Origin of the sequence: Microbacterium caowuchunii (genome assembly GCF_008727755.1) — a bacterium.
Classification (GTDB): domain Bacteria; phylum Actinomycetota; class Actinomycetes; order Actinomycetales; family Microbacteriaceae; genus Microbacterium; species Microbacterium caowuchunii.
The window spans coordinates 377,015-394,077 of the sequence record NZ_CP044231.1 but is presented as its reverse complement, the minus strand read 5'-3'; the positions used below and the strand labels follow the sequence as shown (position 1 = coordinate 394,077).

Here is a 17,063-nt window from a genome sequence, read left to right as displayed (position 1 = left end):
GCGCTACCCCTCCAGTTCGGGCTTGGGGGCGGCTCCCGGCATGTCGTCCAGCGAGCTGGGCAGGTTCTGGGCGAGCGAGGCGGCCACGGAGTGGTCGACCTCCGGATCGGGGAGGTGGTGCTCGGCCAGCACCATCATGGACTTCGGCGCCAGCACCACGGTCTCCCCCGGATCGACCGGTTCCGTGTTGGCCCGCTGCCCGGCGGTGTCCACGAGGACGTCCCAGCGCGGGGAGAAGGCGTCGTCCGGCAGGGTGAAGTCCACGTCCTCGTCGCCGGCGTTGAAGAGCACCACGAAGTGCACGTCCGTGATCTGCTCGCCGCGCCGGTCGCGTTCCCGGATGCCGCTCCCGTTGAAGAACACCCCGATCGCCCGGCCGAAACCGGAGTCCCAGTCCGCCGGGCTCATCACCGTGCCGTCCGGGCGCAGCCAGACGATGTCCGGGACCCGGCCCTCCTCCAACGGGACCGGCCGGCCGTCGAAGAACCGGCTCCGCCGCAACGAGGGATGCTCGCGGCGCAGGCGCGCCAGGGCCGCCGTGAACTCGAACAACGGCTGGTCCACGTGCTCCCAGTCGATCCAGGTGAGTTCGTTGTCCTGCGCGTACCCGTTGTTGTTCCCCTGCTGGGTGCGGCCGAGTTCATCGCCGTACAGCATCATGGGCACACCCTGGCTGATCAGCAGCGTCGCGATGAAGTTGCGCTGCTGGCGTGCGCGCATCGTGAGCACCTCGGGATCGTCGGTGGGCCCTTCCACCCCGAAGTTGAACGAGCGGTTGTGGGACTCCCCGTCGTTGCCGTCCTCGCCGTTGGCCTCGTTGTGCTTCTCGTTGTAGGACACCAGGTCGCGCAGGGTGAAGCCGTCGTGGGCGGTGACGAAGTTCACCGACGCCACCGGTCGGCGCCCGGAGTGCTCGTACAGATCCGCCGACCCGGTCAGCCGCGAGGCGAACTCCCCCAGGGTGGCCGGCTCGCCCCGCCAGAAGTCGCGCACGGTGTCCCGGTACTTGCCGTTCCACTCGGTCCACTGCGGGGGGAAGTTGCCCACCTGGTATCCGCCCGGGCCGACGTCCCAGGGCTCAGCGATGAGCTTGACCTGCGAGACCACCGGATCCTGCTGCACGAGTTCGAAGAACGCGGCCAGCCGGTCCACGTCGTAGAACTCGCGAGCGAGCGTGGCCGCGAGGTCGAACCGGAACCCGTCCACGTGCATCTCCAGCACCCAGTAGCGCAGCGAGTCCATGATCAGCTGCAGCGCGTGCGGGTTGCCGACGTTGAGGCTGTTGCCGGTGCCGGTGTAGTCCGTGTAGTAGCGCTTGTCGTCGTCCTCGAGCCGGTAGTACGCGGCGTTGTCTATCCCGCGCATCGACAGCGTGGGTCCGAGGTGGTTCCCCTCGGCGGTGTGGTTGTAGACGACGTCGAGGATGACCTCGATGCCCGCCGCGTGCAGGGCGCGGACCATCCCCTTGAACTCCTGCACCTGCCCGCCGAGCTCACCCGTCGAGGAGTACGTGTTTTGCGGGGCGAAGAAGGCGATCGTGTTGTAGCCCCAGTAGTTGGACAGGCCCTTCTGCTGCAGGGTGTCGTCGTCGACGAACTGGTGCACCGGCATCAACTCGATCGCTGTGACGCCCAGCTTGCGCAGGTGATCGATGATCACCGGGTGGGCGATCGCACTGTAAGTGCCGCGGATCTCCTCCGGGATGCCGGGATGCCGCTGGGTGAGCCCCTTCACGTGCGCCTCGTAGATGAAGGTCTCGGAGTAGGGCGTCTTCGGCTGCCGGTCGCCCCGCCAGTCGAAGAACGGGTTCACGACGACGCCCTTCATCATGTGCGCGGCGGAGTCCTCGTCGTTGCGGGAGTCCGGGTCGCCGAACGTGTACCCGAACACCGACTGGTCCCAGTCGACCTGGCCGTCGACGGCCTTCGCGTACGGGTCGAGCAGGAGCTTGCTCGGGTTGAAGCGCTTGCCGGCCGCCGGGTCGTACTCGCCGTGCACCCGGTAGCCGTACCGCTGACCGGGGGTGACGTTGGGGAGGTAGGCGTGCCACACGAAGGCGTCGACGTCGACGAGGTCGACGCGGGTCTCGTTCCCCTCGTCGTCGAACAGGCAGAGCTCGACCCGCTCCGCCCCCTCGCTGAAGATCGCGAAGTTGGTCCCGTTCCCGTCGAAGGTGGCACCCAGCGGATATGTCGACCCCGGCCACGCCTGCACGCCGTCCCCTGTCTCTGGAAGGGCTCCCACACTAGTCGGACCGGATGCGCGGGACGTGTCTGCCATCCGTCGAGCTTCCCGCATCCGTCCATCCGGCCCTGGGGGCTTGACTCGGGGTGGCGCGTGCCCCGTGTGCTCAGGCGCCGGCAGGGGGTGTGCGCAGAAGCGCGATCCGCTCGTCCAGGTATGCGCCGAGCGGCTGGTAGCCGCCCCCGGCGCTCCAGCGCACGGCGGGGACGCCGTCGCGCAGGGCGAGCAGTCCGGAGGACGCCTCGCCGGTCACCTGCGCGGGGTCGAGCACCGTCCATCCGACGTGCACCGTCGTACCCTCCGCGAAACCTCCCCGGAACGCCGCCGCGGCGGTGGCGGCTCGCCGCCGCTGCGACTCCGCGGTGAATCCCCGCCGCATCTCCTGACGGGCGCGCACGATCTCCCCCGTGGCCAGTACCGCGTCGTCGGTGAGCAGGAGCACCCCGAGGTGCCAGGCGGAACCGGCCGGAACGATGCGCGGTGCGCGGGCGAGGCCGAGGACGCGGCGGGGCGTCCGCCAGTCCCCGAGTGCCTCCCGGGGCAGACCGGCCAGCCGGCCGCGAGCGTCCGCCAGGAGCGTCTCGATCTCGGTCATGCCCGCTCCGCCTGGACGAGGGCGTCGGGCTGGATGCGATCGCGACGCATCGCCATGGCGACGAGCGGGAAGACGAGGACCGACAGCATCCCGACCGCCACGAGCGCCGCGGCGACGGCGGGCGAGATGAGCTCCGTCGATACGCCGATCCCGGTGACGGCGACGATGATGGGCAGGCCGGTCGCCCCGAGCAGGGTGATCGATGCACGATCCCGGAAGGTCGCCCCCTCCGGGGCGGCGAGGCCGGAGGGGAGGCCCCGGACGAGGAGCAGCACGAGCAGGCCCACGGGCAGCAGCGCCAGCAGGAGCGGATCCGCGAGCAACGATGCCAGGTCGAAGGTCACCCCCGTGTAGATGAAGAAGATCGGGACGAAGAACCCGAAGGCGACGGCCTCGATCTTGCTCTCGACCGCATCCTGGTCGGCCGGGGCGGCGTCACGCATCAGCAGCCGCCAGATGATGCCGGCGGCGAAGGCGCCGAGCAGCATGTCGATCCCCAGCACGATGCTGAGGGCGACCAGCGCGGCGAGGATCACGAAGACCACGCGGATGGCGAACTGACCGGAGGTGTGCAGGGTGGCACGGACGAGGCTGTGGAGCGCCCCGCCGGGAGACCGGGACGCCCACCAGATCGCGACGGCGACCAGCACGAGGAACAGCCCGAGGACGACGGTGGCGAGCCCCAGCGATCGACCGCCGAGGAACAGCGAGATCGCCACGAGCGGGCCGAACTCGCCCACCGCGCCGACGGCACCGACGCTCCGCCCGAAGGGGGTGTGCAGCTCACCGGCATCCCGGAGGATGGGAAGGATCGTGCCGAGTGCGGTCGAGCACAGGGCGACCCCGACGATGACGGCGCCCTCGCCCGGGGCCACGAGCCAGCCGACCGCGATGCCGACGGCGATGCTGACGAACCAGCCGCCGATCGCGCGGTGTCCCGTGCGACCGCGGAAGGCGGCGAACTCGATCTCCGTCCCGGCGACGAAGAACAGGATCGCCAGGCCCAGGTCCGCGAACAGCTCGAACGTCTCCATCGGCTGGATCCAGCCCAGGACGCTCGGACCGGCGAGGATGCCCAGCACGAGCTCGAACACCACGAGCGGGATGGGCAGGAACCGGCTCGTCCCGCGGGAGAGCAGCGGGGCGAGCAAGGCCAAAAGGGGGATCAGAACGATGCCTGTCGCGAACTCCACGCGCTCAGGCTAGCGGGACGGACGGGTCGCCGCGGGACGCCTCAGGTGCGCATGCACCGCCCCGGTGGAGAGGAAGACGGGCACCTCGACGATCGCATGGAGGCTCTTGTACCCGTTGGGCTTGGGCTGCGCGATGTCGAAGTCCGCATCGATGCCCTTCCGGCTCACCTTGTCCACCAGGCTGTCCGGCGACTTCACCCGGCTCGAGACGTGTTCGATCGGGTTGTCGTCGTGGAGCAACTGGAACTCGTCGCGCAGGATCGAGAGCGTGGTCTCGATCTCCTGCATCCCGAAGCGGTACTCCAGCAGGAACCTCTGCACGTCGTCCCGAGCGGCGCGTAGTTCCGCCGCCGACACCGTGATCCGCTGATCCGGGTCGGGGATCGTCATGCCTCCGACGTGAGGGGCGGGGCCTCGGCGCTGCCTGTGGGGACGCCCTCGGCGAGGATGCGGGCGGCCTGGCGAGCGGCGCCCAGGGCGACGTACTCGCCGGGCTCGGGCACCTCCACCGGCATCCCGAACACCTCCGGCGCGATCCTGCGCACCGCCTCGGACTGGGCGCCGCCGCCGATCAGCAGCGCACGCCGGAGCGGCACGCCGAGTTCCCGGAGCGCCGCGAGCCCCGCGCCGAGACCGCCCAGCATCCCCTCGACGGCGGCGCGGGCGAGGTTCTCCCTCGTCGTGCCGGCCAGGGTCATGCCGGTGAGGGACGCCGTGGCGTCGGGCAGGTTGGGCGTCCGCTCGCCCTCGAAGTACGGTTCCAGTCGCAGCCCGCCTGCCCCGGGCGGGGCCGACAGCGCCAGTTCGCTGAGGCCGGCGTGATCGGTGCCCAGCAGCCGGGCGATCACATCGAGCACCCGGGCGGCGTTGAGGGTGACGACGATGGGCAGGAAGTGCCCGTCCGCATCCGCGAAGCCGGCGACGGTGCCGGTGGGATCGACCGTGCGCTCCGCGCTGACGGCGAACACCGTGCCGCTCGTGCCGATCGAGACCACGACGTCACCGGGAACGGCGCCGACGCCCAGCGCGGCCCCGGCGTTGTCGCCGGCGCCCGGGCCCACGCGTCGTCCGTCCGCGTCGGTCACGCCCTCGGCGGGGCCGAGCACCCGCGGCAGCACCGCGTCATGTCCCAGGGCCGCTGCGAGCAGCTCCCGGTCGTACTGTCCGGTGGCGGGCGACCAGTAGCCGGTGCCGGATGCATCCGACCGGTCCGTCACGAGCTCCTCCAGGACGGGCCCGCGCGGCGATCCGCCGGCCGGGCCGAAGCCCCGCAGCCGCCAGGTGAGCCAGTCGTGCGGCAGCGCCACCGCCGCGACACGTGCGGCGTTCTCCGGCTCGTGGTCGCGCAGCCAGCGCAGCTTCGTGATGGTGAACGAGGCGACCGGCACGAGGCCGGTGCGCTCGGCGAGCGCGGCGGCGCCGAACTCCGCGACGAGGTCGGCCGCGGCGCCGCCGGAACGCGTGTCGTTCCACAGCAGAGCGGGGCGGATGACCCGACCCTCCTGGTCGAGCGCGACCATGCCGTGCTGCTGCCCCCCGATCGACCACGCCTCGACGTCGGCGAGGCCGCCGGCATCCGCGATCGCCGCCTGGAGCGCGCTCCACCACGCCTCGGGGTCGACCTCGGTACCGTCGGGGTGCCGAGCCCGCCCCTCCCGGACGATCCGTCCGGTGTCGGTGTCGACGATCACGACCTTGCAGGACTGGGTCGAGGAGTCGACTCCCAGAACACGCGCCATCCCGGCGTCCTTTCGCATGCGCTCCCTCCCCCCGGGTGAGGAGGGAGGGAGCGGGTGAGGTGGGTCAGCGTGCGCCGAGGAGGTGCTCGGTGGCCAGCTGCTGCAGACGGACGAAGCCGAAGCCCTCTCCGCCGAAGTACGCGGCTGTGTCGAAATCCTCGTACGCGGAGCGGTCGGCGAGCAGGTCGTCGTAGCTCTCGCCGTCCGCCAGCGTCGGCTGGGCGAGCTCGGGGACGCGGGATGCGGCGAGCGCCTCCTGCACCTCGGGGTCGGCGCGGAACGCGGCGGCACGCTCCTTGAGGAGCAGGTAGGTCCGCATGTTCGCGGCGGCGGAGTCCCACACCCCGGTCTCGTCCTCGGTGCGGCTCGGCTTGTAGTCGAAGTGGCGCGGACCGGTGTAGGCGGGACCGCCGTTCGGCCCGCCGTTCTCGAGCAGGTCCACCAGCGCGAACGCGTTGTGCAGGTCGCCGTGGCCGAACACGAGGTCCTGGTCGTACTTGATACCGCGCTGCCCGTTGAGGTCGATGTGGAAGAGCTTGTCGTGGTACAGCGCCTGGGCGATGCCGGCAGCGAAGTTGAGTCCCGCCATCTGCTCGTGCCCGACCTCGGGGTTCAGCCCCACGAGCTCCGGACGCTCCAGCGAGTCGATGAAGGCGAGGGCGTGCCCGACCGTGGGGAGCAGGATGTCGCCGCGCGGCTCGTTGGGCTTGGGCTCGATGGCGAACCGGATGTCGTAGCCCTTGTCGGTGACGTAGTCGCCCAGCAGGTTGACCGCCTCGCGGTACCGCTCGAGAGCGGACCGGATGTCCTTCGCCGCGTCGTACTCGGCGCCCTCACGGCCGCCCCACATCACGAAGGTCTGGGCGCCGAGCTCGGCCGCCAGGTCGATGTTGCGCAGGACCTTGCGCAGCGCGAAGCGCCGCACACGACGGTCGTTGGAGGTGAACCCGCCGTCCTTGAAGACGGGGGCGGAGAAGAGGTTGGTGGTCACCATGGGCACGATGAGGCCGGTGTCGGCGAGCGCGCCCTTGAGACGGTCGATCTGGGTCTGCCGCTCGGCATCGGTCGATCCGAAGGCGAACAGGTCGTCGTCGTGGAAGGTGAGGCCGTACGCGCCGAGCTCCGCCAGCTTCTCGACCGCGTGCACGACGTCCAGCGCCGGTCGCGTCGGCCCGCCGAAGGGGTCGGCTCCGTTGTAGCCGATGGTCCAGAGTCCGAACGAGAACTTGTCGTCGGGGGTGGGGGTGGGCATGGCGCTCCTTCGCGATCTGAGCCGTATTTGTTGTGATCGGCAACATACTACACTGAGGCCATGAGCGCGACCAGGATGCGGCAGCAGAACCTCGCGACCGTCCTGCAGCTGCTGCACCAGCAGGGCGCGCTGTCCCGGGTGGCGCTGACCGAGGCGACGGGACTCAACCGCTCGACCGTCGGGGATCTCGTGGCGGAGCTCGTCGCGGAACGCCTGGTCGAGGAACGCGCCCCGGATGCGGCGCGGCGCGCCGGCCGCCCCTCCCCCGTCGCCGCCGTCACCTCGCACGCGGTGGCGGTCGCCGCCAACCCCGAAGTCGACGCGATGACGCTGGCCGCCGTGGGGCTCGACCGCTCGATCCTGCTGCGGGAGCGGATCGTGTGGGATGCACCGCCCACCCCCGAGGACGCCGTCGCCGACATCGCGCGGCGCGTCGCGGCCTGGACCGACGGCCCCCTCGCCGACCATCGCCTCATCGGCGCCGGGATCGCCGTACCGGGGCTCGTCCGCACCGAGGACGGCGTCGTCCGGGACGCCCCGCACCTCGGATGGCGCGACGTCCCCCTCGCGGCGCTCCTCCACGGGACGACGGGTCTGCCCACTGCCGTAGGCAACGACGCCAGTCTCGGCGCGCGCGCCGAGCACCTGTTCGGCGCAGCCCGCGGCGTCGACGACGTCGTGTACCTCAACGGCGGCGCGAGCGGAATCGGCGGCGGTGTCATCGCACACGGCGTCATGCTCGGCGGGGCCGGCGGCTATGCCGGCGAGTTCGGCCAGAACCGGCCCGGGATCGAGGATGCTGCCGACCGGCGCGTGCCCGGAGGCGTCCTGGAGGACGAGGTGAGCCGCGCCCGCCTCACCTCCGCCCTGGGACTGCCCGGGGCGGACGACGCCGCCCTCGCGCGCGCCCTGCGCGAACCGTCCACCCCTGCCGCGGCAGAGGAGATCGCCCGGCAGCGCCGCATCCTGGCCACCGCCCTGGCGAATGCCGTCAACGTGCTCAACCCCTCGGTGGTCGTGCTGGGCGGCTTCCTCGCCGCGCTCGCCGAGCAGGACCCCGACGGACTCGCCTCCGCGGTCCGCGCCCAGGCGATGCCGGCCTGCGCCGAGGGTCTGGAAGTGTGCTCGGCCTCCCTCGCGGACGACCGGCTGCTCATCGGGGCCGCGGAGGCGGCGTTCGCGCCGCTGCTCGCAGACCCCGCCGGCACGCTGGCGTGAGACCGCCCGCTAGCGCGGCGGCGCGGTCGTCGCGCGGGGCACGAGCCTCGTCGGCAGCAGCACGTGGGTGGCGGACAGCGTCTCGCCGGCCATCAGCGCCGTCAGCATGCCCGCCGCCGTCTGACCGATCCGCTGCATGGGCTGGCGCACGGTGGTCAGCGGCAGCGCCTGGCGGGACGCCTCCGGCACGTCGTCGAACCCGACGACCGAGAGGTCGGCGGGCACGTCGAGCCCGAGCGCCTGCGCGACCTCGATGATGGCGATCGCGGACAGGTCGTTGGCGGCGAAGACGGCGGTCGGAGGATCGGGCTGGGTCAGGAGGGTGCGCGCGGCCTCCCGCGCGGTGTCGGCCGCGTAGAAGCCGACCCGGGTGAGACTCGGATCGAAGGGGATCCCCGCCACGGCGAGCGACTCCCGGTATCCGGCATCGCGCAACCGGGAGGATTTCAGGTCGGGGCGACCCGCCACGAAAGCGATCCGGCGATGACCCAGCGCGACGAGGTAGTCGACGGCCTCACGCGCACCGCCCCTGCTGTCCGCCTCGACCGTGGGCAGCTCCGCGCGGCCGGTGTGCGGGTCGACCGCGACGATCGGCACGTCGGCGGCGGCATTCACGACGGTCGGGGTGACCAGGATCGCGCCGTCGATCAGCGTCCCGCTCAGCCGACTGAGCGAGCGCCGCTCCCAGCCCTCGCCGTCGCCCTGGCGTGACCCGCTGTAGGCCAGCAGGTCGTACCGGGACTCCTGGAGTCCCGCGCTCACCCCCTTCAGGATCTCCGCGCTGAAGGGCTCGAAGTCCGCGAGGAGCACGCCGATCACGCCGGTGCGCCGGGAGCGCATGCTGCTCGCGACGAGGCTGGATTCGTAACCGAGCGCCTCCACCGCCTCGAGCACGCGCGCGGCGGTCTCCGGTGCCACGCCGTACCGCCCGTTCACGGCTTTCGAGACGGTCGCGACGGACACCCCGGACGCGGCCGCTACATCGTGGATCGTCACTCGGGTGGACATGGCACGTCAGCCTAGCCCCATGGAAAATGATTTCGAAAACGTTTGACGGTTCCCCACGGCTCTTGTCACACTGGGCACGCCTCGGACGAGTCCGGGGCCGGGCACACGACCTCCGGGTCGGCGAGACGGGGCGGAGCCGCCTTCGGACCGTGCCCCCACCACGAGCATCTCGACGAAGGATGCGCCTCGATGAAGAGAGCAGGTTGGAATCACATGAGAAACAGCAAATACCTGGCCGGATTGGCCCTCCTGGCTGTCGGTGGGCTCGCGCTCTCCGGCTGTAGCGGAGGATCCGGCGGAGACTCGGGTGAGGGATCGGTCACCCTCACCTTCTGGCACAACTCGACCACCGGTGCCGGCAAGGCCTACTGGGAGGACACCGCCGCCGCATTCGCGGAGGAGAACCCGGGCGTCACGGTCGAGATCCAGTCGGTGCCGAACGAGGAGATGGACGGCAAGCTGCAGACCGCCCTGAACGCCGGAGACGCCCCGGACGTCTTCATGGCACGCGGTGGCGGCAAGCTCGCGGACATCGTCAAGGCCGGACAGGTCATGGACCTGACCGACGGCATCAGCGACGGCGCCAAGAGCGCGCTCGAGCTCTCCCTGCCCGCCTTCGAGGTCGACGGCAAGAACTACGGCATGCCGGTGGCCGTGCTGCCCTCGGGCATCTTCTACTCGTCGGATCTGTTCGCCGAGGCCGGCGTCGCCGCGACTCCCGCCACGATCGACGAGCTCGTGGCCACCGACACCCAGCTGCGCACGGCCGGCATCGATCCGATCGCCGTGGGCGCCAAGGATGCCTGGCCCGCCGCGCACTGGTACTACAACTTCGCCCTGCGCGCCTGCTCGCAGGAGGTCCTCGACGACGCGGCCGAGACCCGCTCGTTCGACGACCCGTGCTGGCTGGACGCCGGCGAGAACCTGCAGGCGTTCGTGGACACGGATCCCTTCAACAAGGGCTTCCTGACGACCGTCGCCCAGCAGGGCGCAGGCTCGTCTGCGGGTCTCCTGGCCAACCACAAGGCAGCGATGGAACTCATGGGCGCGTGGAACCCCGGCGTGATCGCCGACCTCACCCCCGACAAGAAGCCGCTGGCCGACCTGCAGTGGTTCCCCTTCCCCGCGGTGCCCGGTGGTGCCGGCGCACCGGACGCCATGATGGGCGGCATCGACGGATACTCGTGCTGGGTCAACGCCCCCGAGGAATGCGTCGACTTCCTGAACTTCATGGTCGAGAAGGGCAACCAGGAGGCGTACGCGGAGGCGTACCAGACCATCCCCGCCTCGTCCGAAGCGCAGGGCGCCGTCACGAACCCGGCACTGTTGGACATCCTCGAGGCCTACAACGCCGCACCCTACGTGTCGGTCTGGCTGGACACCCTCTACGGCCAGAACATCGGCAACGCGCTCAACGTCGCCGTCGTGGACATGTTCGCCGGCAAGGGCGACGCCCAGGGCATCGTGGATGCCGTCAACGCGGCAGCGTCCCGCTCCTGAGAAAGGCGACACCCATGGTCTCCGTGCGCGAGCACTCCTCCACCGTCGCGGACGGACCTGAGACCTCGGTGGGCGGGAGCGTCCCGACGCTCCCGCCCACCGGGCGGTCCGCCACCCGCCGCCGGCGCGACTGGGCCACGCGGGCGGAGCTTCTCCTGCTCATCGGGCCCGCGCTGATCGTCTTCGTCGCCTTCGTGATCCTGCCGGTCGCGCTGGCCGCCTTCTACGGGTTCTTCAGCTGGTCCGGATACGGTCCCCCCACCGACTTCGTCGGGATCCGCAACTACGTGACGATCCTCACCGATCCCGCCTTCCACGAGGCGCTCGGCCACAACGTCTTCATCATCGTCATGTCGCTGGTCCTGCAGGGCCCGCTGGCCGTCGGCCTCGCCCTGCTGCTGAACCGGAAGCTGCGGTTCCAGTCCATCATCCGCGTCCTGATCTTCGTCCCCTATGTGATCAGTGAGGTCGTCGTGGGTCTCGGGTGGAGCCTCATGCTCCAGTCCAACGGCGCACTCAACGGCCTGCTCGAATCCCTCGGCCTCGGCGCCCTCGCGACCGATTGGCTCTCGGATCCGGCCATCGCCATCTGGACGCTGATGGTCATCATCACGTGGAAGTACATCGGCTTCGCCGTGATCCTCTTCCTCGCCGGGCTCCAGGGCGTGCCCGAGGAGCTCTCCGAGGCGGCCGCGATCGACGGCGCCTCCTACTGGCAGATCCAGCGGCACATCGTCCTGCCGCTCATGGGGCCGACCATCCGCATCTGGGCGTTCCTGTCGATCATCGGATCGCTGCAGCTGTTCGACCTGGTCTGGATCATCTGGGGGCAGTACGTGGCATCCACCGCGGGCACCTCCACCATGGCGACGTACATGGTCGCCAACGGCCGCAACGCCGGCAGCTTCGGTTACGGCAGCGCCGTCGCCGTCGTCCTGTTCCTCATCTCACTCGTCGTGGGGCTGCTCTACCAGCGCTACGTGCTCCGTCGTGACACCGCCGGAGCCATCACAGGAGGTACCCGATGACCGCGACCGCCGCCCTCATCGCCCCCGGTTCGCGCGTGCGCAGCCGCGGTCCGCGCTCGAGCACCCGCTCCACCGTCCTGATCTACTTCGTCGCCCTCCTGCTGATCGGGCTCATGCTCGCCCCGGTGGCGTACATCATCCTGGGCGGGTTCCGCTCGAACTCCGAGATCACCGTCAACCCCTCGGGCTTCCCCACCGTGTGGAACTGGGGCAACTACGGCGAGGTGCTCGCCAGCGGCGTCTTCTGGCGTCAGGTGGGCAACTCGACCATCGCCGCCGTCGCGACCACGCTGAGCGTCGTGATCCTCGGCCTCATGGCGGCGTTCGGCCTCTCCCGGTACCGCTTCCGCGGCCGCGGCGCGGTCTACGCCCTCTTCACCGCGGGGCTGATGTTCCCCATGACCGTCGCGATCACGCCGCTGTACATCCTCGTGCGGGACCTCGGCCTGATGAACTCGCTGGCCGGCGTCATCATCCCGCAGATCGCGTTCGCGCTGCCGATCACGATCATCATCCTGGTGCCGTTCATCGGGGCCATCCCGAACGAGCTCGAGGAGGCGGCATCCATCGACGGATGCAGCCGGCTCGGCTTCTTCTGGCGGATGGTGCTGCCGCTCGCGGTGCCCGGTGTGATCACCGTGGGCATCCTGGCGTTCGTGAACAGCTGGAACTCCTACATGCTCCCGCTGTTCATCCTCAACAACGACGCCTCGTTCACCCTGCCGCTGGGAACCCAGGCGTTCGCGTCGCAGTACTCGGTCGACACCGCCCGGGTGCTCGCGTTCACCTCGCTGTCCATGATCCCCGCGCTGATCTTCTTCAGCCTCTTCGAGCGCCGCATCGTCGGCGGTCTCACCGGCGCCGTCAAGGGCTGAGCCCTCCCGCGCCTCCGCACCCCCCTGAAAGCGAAGTCCACGTGACCACGAACATCAGCGCGTCCCCGCGCGTCCAGCACCTGCTGGCACAGATGACCCTCGAGGAGAAGCTCGCCCAGATCGTGGGCTTCTGGGTCGACCAGGGCGATGAGGTCGTCGCCCCGATGGCCGGCGAGATGGCTACGTCCGCCCGCTACGAGGACGCCACCCGGCACGGGCTCGGCCACCTCACCCGGGTGTACGGCACCCGGCCGGTCGACCCGGTCGAACGTGCGGAGTGGCTGTGGGCGGAGCAGCGGCGCCTGAGGTCCCAGACGCGGCTCGGCATCCCGGCGATCGTGCACGAGGAATGCCTCACCGGGCTCGCCGCATGGCAGGCGGCGACGTTCCCCACGCCCCTCGCCTGGGGCGCGGCCTTCGACCCGGAGCTCGTCGAGGAGATGGGCGAGGCGATCGGGCGGTCGATGCGCGAGCTGGGCGTGCATCAGGGACTGGCCCCGGTGCTGGACGTGGTCCGGGACCCGCGGTGGGGTCGGGTCGACGAGTGCATCGCCGAGGATCCCTACGTGGTCGGGACGATCGGCACCTCCTATGTCCGCGGACTCCAGTCCGCCGGCATCCATGCGACGCTGAAGCACTTCGTGGGCTACTCGGCATCGCAGGCGGGGCGCAACCACGCGCCGACGCAGATCGGCCCGCGAGAGCTCGCGGATGTCTTCCTGCCGCCGTTCGAGATGGCGATCCGCGACGGCGGCGCCCGCTCCGTCATGAACGCCTACACCGAGATCGACGGGATCCCGGTCGCGTCCACGCCGGAGTACCTGACCGAGATCCTCCGGGAACAGTGGGGGTTCGACGGCGTCGTCGTCTCGGACTACTTCGCGGTCGCGTTCCTGAAGACGATGCACGGCATCGCGGAGGACCTCGCAGAGGCTGCGCGCCTGTCGCTGGCCGCGGGGATCGACGTGGAACTGCCCACCGGCGACGCCTACGCCGCCCCGCTGGCGGAGGCGGTGCGCGCCCGGCGCGTGCCCGAGGAGCTCATCGATCAGGCCGTGCTGCGCGTGCTGCAGCAGAAGGAGGACCTGGGCCTGCTCGACGAGGCATTCGAGACGCCGCCCACCGCCGTCGATCTGGACGACCCGCAGCACCGCGACATCGCCCGCCGGCTGGCACAGGAATCGGTGATCCTCCTCTCCAACGACGGCGTCCTCCCGCTGGCGGAGCCCCGGCGGGTGGCCCTCATCGGTCCGAACGCCGACAGCGCCGAGGCGCTGATGGGGTGCTACTCCTTCGCGAACCACGTGCTGGCCCACCACCCGGGGACACCCCTCGGCTTCGAGATCCCCACGCTGCGCGAGGCCCTCGGCGCCGCCCTGCCGGCCGCCGAGATCCGTACCGTGGCCGGCTGCGCGGTGACCGGTGACGACCGCTCCGGCTTCACCGAGGCGGCCGAGGCCGCCGCCGCCGCGGATGTCGCGATCGTCGTCGTCGGCGACCGCGCCGGGCTCTTCGGCCGCGGTACGGTCGGCGAGGGCAACGACGTCGAGAGCCTGGAGCTGCCCGGCGTGCAGCGCGCGCTCGTCGAGACCGTCGCCGCCACCGGCACCCCGACCGTCATGGTGGTGCTGACCGGGCGCCCGTACGCGATCGGGTGGGCACTCGACGACGCCTCGGCCCCGGCTGCGGTGCTGCAGACGTTCTTCCCGGGAGAGGAAGGGGCCACCGCACTGGCGGCCATCCTCACCGGTCACGCCGAGCCCTCCGGTCGCCTGCCCGTGTCCCTGCCGCGCTCGGCCGGCGCGCAGCCCTTCACCTACCTGCATCCGATCCTGGGCGGCGCGTCCGAGATCACGAGCGCGGACAGCACCCCGGTGCGTCCGTTCGGGTTCGGCCTGGGCTACACGTCGTTCGCCTATGAGACGTTCGATGCCGACGAGGCCGCCCCGACGGACGGCGCGTTCACCGTGCGCGTGCGCGTGCGCAACACCGGCGAGCGCCCGGGGACCGAGGTGGTGCAGCTGTACGGCCGCGATGTGGTGGCCAGCGTCACCCGCCCCGTCGCGCAACTGCTCGGGTACCGCCGGGTCGAGCTGGCGCCGGGGGCGGAGGCCACCCTCGTCTTCCGCGTGCCCACCGCCCGTCTGGCCCTCACCGACCGCCGGCTCCACCGGGTGGTGGAACCGGGCGAGATCGAGGTGTGGGTCGGCACGTCCGCCCAGCGCGCGGCGGAGGCGAACGTGCAACTGACCGGGCCCGTCCACTCGGTGACGGCGGCGGATCCGCGGATCACCGAGGTGGAGGTGGACCCGGCGACGGCGCGGGTGCCGGCCGCGACCAGTTGAGCGAAACCGTCCGCACGGTACAGTTCTGCTCCGTCGTGGAGTATCGTCACCGGAAAACGGGAGGCGCGAGATGTCCAGCGACACGCAGATCAACCACGACCAGGCAGATCTCCAGGCCAAGGCGCGCGACCACCTGTGGATGCACTTCGCCCGGCAGTCCGTGATGACCGAGGGTCCCGGCGTACCGATCATCGTCCGCGGGGACGGACATCACATCTGGGATGCCGCGGGAAAGCGCTACATCGACGGGCTGGCCGGACTGTTCGTGGTGAACGCAGGACACGGCCGCCGTCGCCTCGCGCAGGCGGCCGCCGCGCAGGCGGAGCAGCTGGCATTCTTCCCGATCTGGTCCTACGCCCATCCGGCCGCGATCGAGCTGGCCGACCGGCTCGCCGATCTCGCGCCCGGCGACCTCAATCACGTGTTCTTCTCCACCGGGGGCGGCGAGGCGGTGGAGACCGCGTTCAAGCTCGCCAAGCACTACTGGAAGCTCGTCGGCCGGCCGCTCAAGCACAAGGTGATCTCCCGCGCCATCGCCTATCACGGCACACCGCAGGGCGCTCTCGCGATCACGGGCCTCCCCGGCATGAAGTCCATGTTCGAGCCGGTCACCCCGGGCGGCTTCCGCGTCCCCAACACCAACTACTACCGCGCGGCGGAGATGGGCTTCCCCGGGGGCACGGAGGAGGAGTTCGGGCTGTGGGCGGCCAACCGTATCGAGGAGATGATCCTCTTCGAGGGCCCGGAGACGGTCGCAGCGGTGTTCCTCGAACCGGTGCAGAACTCCGGCGGATGCTTCCCCCCGCCGCCGGGTTACTTCGCCCGCGTGCGCGAGATCTGCGACACGTACGACGTGCTCCTGGTCAGCGACGAGGTGATCTGCGCCTTCGGTCGCATCGGTGAGTACTTCGCCAGCGACGCCTTCGGCTACCAGCCCGACATGATCACCTTCGCCAAGGGTGTCACGAGCGGCTACTCCCCCGCGGGCGGCACGATCGTCAGCGACCGCGTCTACGAGCCGTTCGCCACGGGCACCACGAGCTTCCCGCACGGCTATACCTTCGGCGGCCACCCGGTGTCCGCCGCCGTTGCCCTGGAGAACCTCGCGATCTTCGAGGAGGAGGGCCTGAACGCCCACGTGCGGGAGAACTCGCCCCGCTTCCGCGCGACCCTGGAGAAGCTCAGCGACCTGCCCATCGTCGGCGACGTGCGCGGGGCGGGTTACTTCTTCGGCATCGAGCTGGTGAAGGACAAGGCGACCAGGGAGACCTTCGACGAGGACGAATCGGAACGGCTGCTGCGCGGGTTCCTGTCCAAGGCGTTGTTCGACGCCGGTCTGTACTGCCGGGCCGACGACCGGGGCGACCCGGTGATCCAGCTCGCGCCTCCCCTGACGATCGGTCAGACGCAGTTCGACGAGATCGAGCAGATCCTGCGCGGGGTCCTCAGCGAGGCGTGGACACGGCTCTGATCCACGGCGGGTCAGTCCTGAGGATCCTCACGCGGCACGAGCTCCCCGTCCACGACATCGATCCCGGGGACCTCCTCGAAGGCGGCCGGGTCCGGCTGCATGTCTTCCGAGATCGGTTCGTCGGCTCTGGACAAGGGAGAAACCTCCTACGTGGGATCACCACCCTGCGCCATCCCGCCGTATCGCCCGCCCCCTTGACACCCGCGAACGAGCGGCGTAGTCGCGCGATCAGCCGACGGCGTCGAGCGGCTCGTCCGGCGGCTCGGGAACGATCGTCAGACCGGAGGGTCCGGATGCGGCCAGCATGAGATCTTCGATCCATGCCCGGTTGATCTTGGGCTGGCGGCTCCCGTAGAAGTGGAACTGCATGGGCACAGACGGGTGCACCCAGAAGCTCCGGCGACCGCTGCCGTCCCCGATCTCGACATCGAACATGAACGGCTCACCGCGGCGCAGCTTGTTCATGACCACGATGCGCAGGTGGGCGAGGGTGCGGTCCTCGATGTCGACCGCGTTCGCGTTGGTGTCGTAGATGAATCGTCCCACGTGTCGAGCATAGGCCAGCAGGGACGCCTGGCCGAGATAATCGGACGCG

The 17,063-nt window shown here is 70.4% G+C and carries 14 protein-coding genes and 1 pseudogene; 6 read left to right on the top strand and 9 right to left on the bottom strand.

The features are described from left to right. Window positions 1–3: 3 nt before the first annotated feature. The 6 genes and pseudogenes from glgX to xylA form a co-directional block, all read right to left on the bottom strand. Entirely contained in the window at window positions 4–2,214 is a 2,211-nt protein-coding gene (glgX, locus tag F6J84_RS01835) for a glycogen debranching protein GlgX (RefSeq protein ID WP_150974636.1), read from the bottom strand. A gap of 136 nt (window positions 2,215–2,350) precedes the next feature. Next, window positions 2,351–2,839: a glutaminase gene (locus tag F6J84_RS01830; RefSeq protein WP_150970919.1), complete on the bottom strand. Its 489-nt coding sequence runs from the start codon at window positions 2,837–2,839 to the stop codon at window positions 2,351–2,353. Continuing rightward, entirely contained in the window at window positions 2,836–4,032 is a 1,197-nt protein-coding gene (locus F6J84_RS01825; protein WP_150970917.1) for a cation:proton antiporter, read from the bottom strand. Before F6J84_RS01825 ends, F6J84_RS01830 begins: the two co-directional genes overlap by 4 nt. A 54-nt stretch (window positions 4,033–4,086) precedes the next feature. Next, a pseudogene (locus tag F6J84_RS01820) lies at window positions 4,087–4,422 on the bottom strand (GTP pyrophosphokinase family protein); the annotation flags it as partial. After that, a complete protein-coding gene (gene xylB, locus F6J84_RS01815; RefSeq protein ID WP_191905727.1) occupies window positions 4,419–5,771 on the bottom strand; it encodes a xylulokinase in 1,353 nt (450 codons plus the stop codon). The pseudogene F6J84_RS01820 and the gene xylB, both read right to left, overlap by 4 nt. A gap of 64 nt (window positions 5,772–5,835) precedes the next feature. After that, the gene (xylA, locus tag F6J84_RS01810; protein ID WP_150970915.1) at window positions 5,836–7,023 is read right to left on the bottom strand and encodes a xylose isomerase; all 1,188 of its coding nucleotides are present in this window, start codon (window positions 7,021–7,023) and stop codon (window positions 5,836–5,838) included. A gap of 60 nt (window positions 7,024–7,083) precedes the next feature. On the opposite strand from xylA, the gene F6J84_RS01805 reads away from it, so the two are divergent. Continuing rightward, a complete protein-coding gene (locus F6J84_RS01805; protein ID WP_150970913.1) occupies window positions 7,084–8,241 on the top strand; it encodes an ROK family transcriptional regulator in 1,158 nt (385 codons plus the stop codon). A gap of 9 nt (window positions 8,242–8,250) precedes the next feature. Here the strand turns inward: F6J84_RS01805 and F6J84_RS01800 are convergent, their stop codons facing one another. Then, the gene (locus tag F6J84_RS01800; RefSeq protein WP_150970911.1) at window positions 8,251–9,249 is read right to left on the bottom strand and encodes a LacI family DNA-binding transcriptional regulator; all 999 of its coding nucleotides are present in this window, start codon (window positions 9,247–9,249) and stop codon (window positions 8,251–8,253) included. 213 nt (window positions 9,250–9,462) lie between these two features. Here F6J84_RS01800 and F6J84_RS01795 point away from each other — a divergent pair, with 213 nt between their 5' ends. The 5 genes from F6J84_RS01795 (at window position 9,463) to F6J84_RS01775 (ending at window position 16,468) form a co-directional block, all read left to right on the top strand. Further along, window positions 9,463–10,749, top strand: a complete 1,287-nt coding sequence (locus F6J84_RS01795) for an extracellular solute-binding protein (protein ID WP_150970909.1) — start codon at window positions 9,463–9,465, stop codon at window positions 10,747–10,749. Between the two features lie 14 nt (window positions 10,750–10,763). Then, complete coding sequence (locus tag F6J84_RS01790) at window positions 10,764–11,777, top strand: carbohydrate ABC transporter permease (protein ID WP_150970907.1); 1,014 nt, start codon at window positions 10,764–10,766, stop codon at window positions 11,775–11,777. Next, window positions 11,774–12,652: a carbohydrate ABC transporter permease gene (locus F6J84_RS01785; protein WP_150893486.1), complete on the top strand. Its 879-nt coding sequence runs from the start codon at window positions 11,774–11,776 to the stop codon at window positions 12,650–12,652. Before F6J84_RS01790 ends, F6J84_RS01785 begins: the two co-directional genes overlap by 4 nt. Before the next feature lie 41 nt (window positions 12,653–12,693). After that, on the top strand, window positions 12,694–14,997 hold the full coding sequence (locus F6J84_RS01780) for a beta-xylosidase/alpha-l-arabinosidase (RefSeq protein WP_476738601.1): 2,304 nt from the start codon (window positions 12,694–12,696) through the stop codon (window positions 14,995–14,997). Between the two features lie 70 nt (window positions 14,998–15,067). Beyond that, window positions 15,068–16,468 (top strand): aspartate aminotransferase family protein, encoded by a 1,401-nt coding sequence (locus F6J84_RS01775; protein WP_150970905.1) that lies wholly within the window; start codon window positions 15,068–15,070, stop codon window positions 16,466–16,468. A gap of 11 nt (window positions 16,469–16,479) precedes the next feature. Here the strand turns inward: F6J84_RS01775 and F6J84_RS15730 are convergent, their stop codons facing one another. Beyond that, window positions 16,480–16,602, bottom strand: coding sequence for a hypothetical protein (locus F6J84_RS15730; protein ID WP_275094019.1), 123 nt, complete (start codon window positions 16,600–16,602; stop codon window positions 16,480–16,482). Window positions 16,603–16,696: 94 nt separating this feature from the next. Beyond that, window positions 16,697–17,014 (bottom strand): DUF7882 family protein, encoded by a 318-nt coding sequence (locus F6J84_RS01770; RefSeq protein ID WP_150970904.1) that lies wholly within the window; start codon window positions 17,012–17,014, stop codon window positions 16,697–16,699. Window positions 17,015–17,063 lie beyond the last annotated feature (49 nt).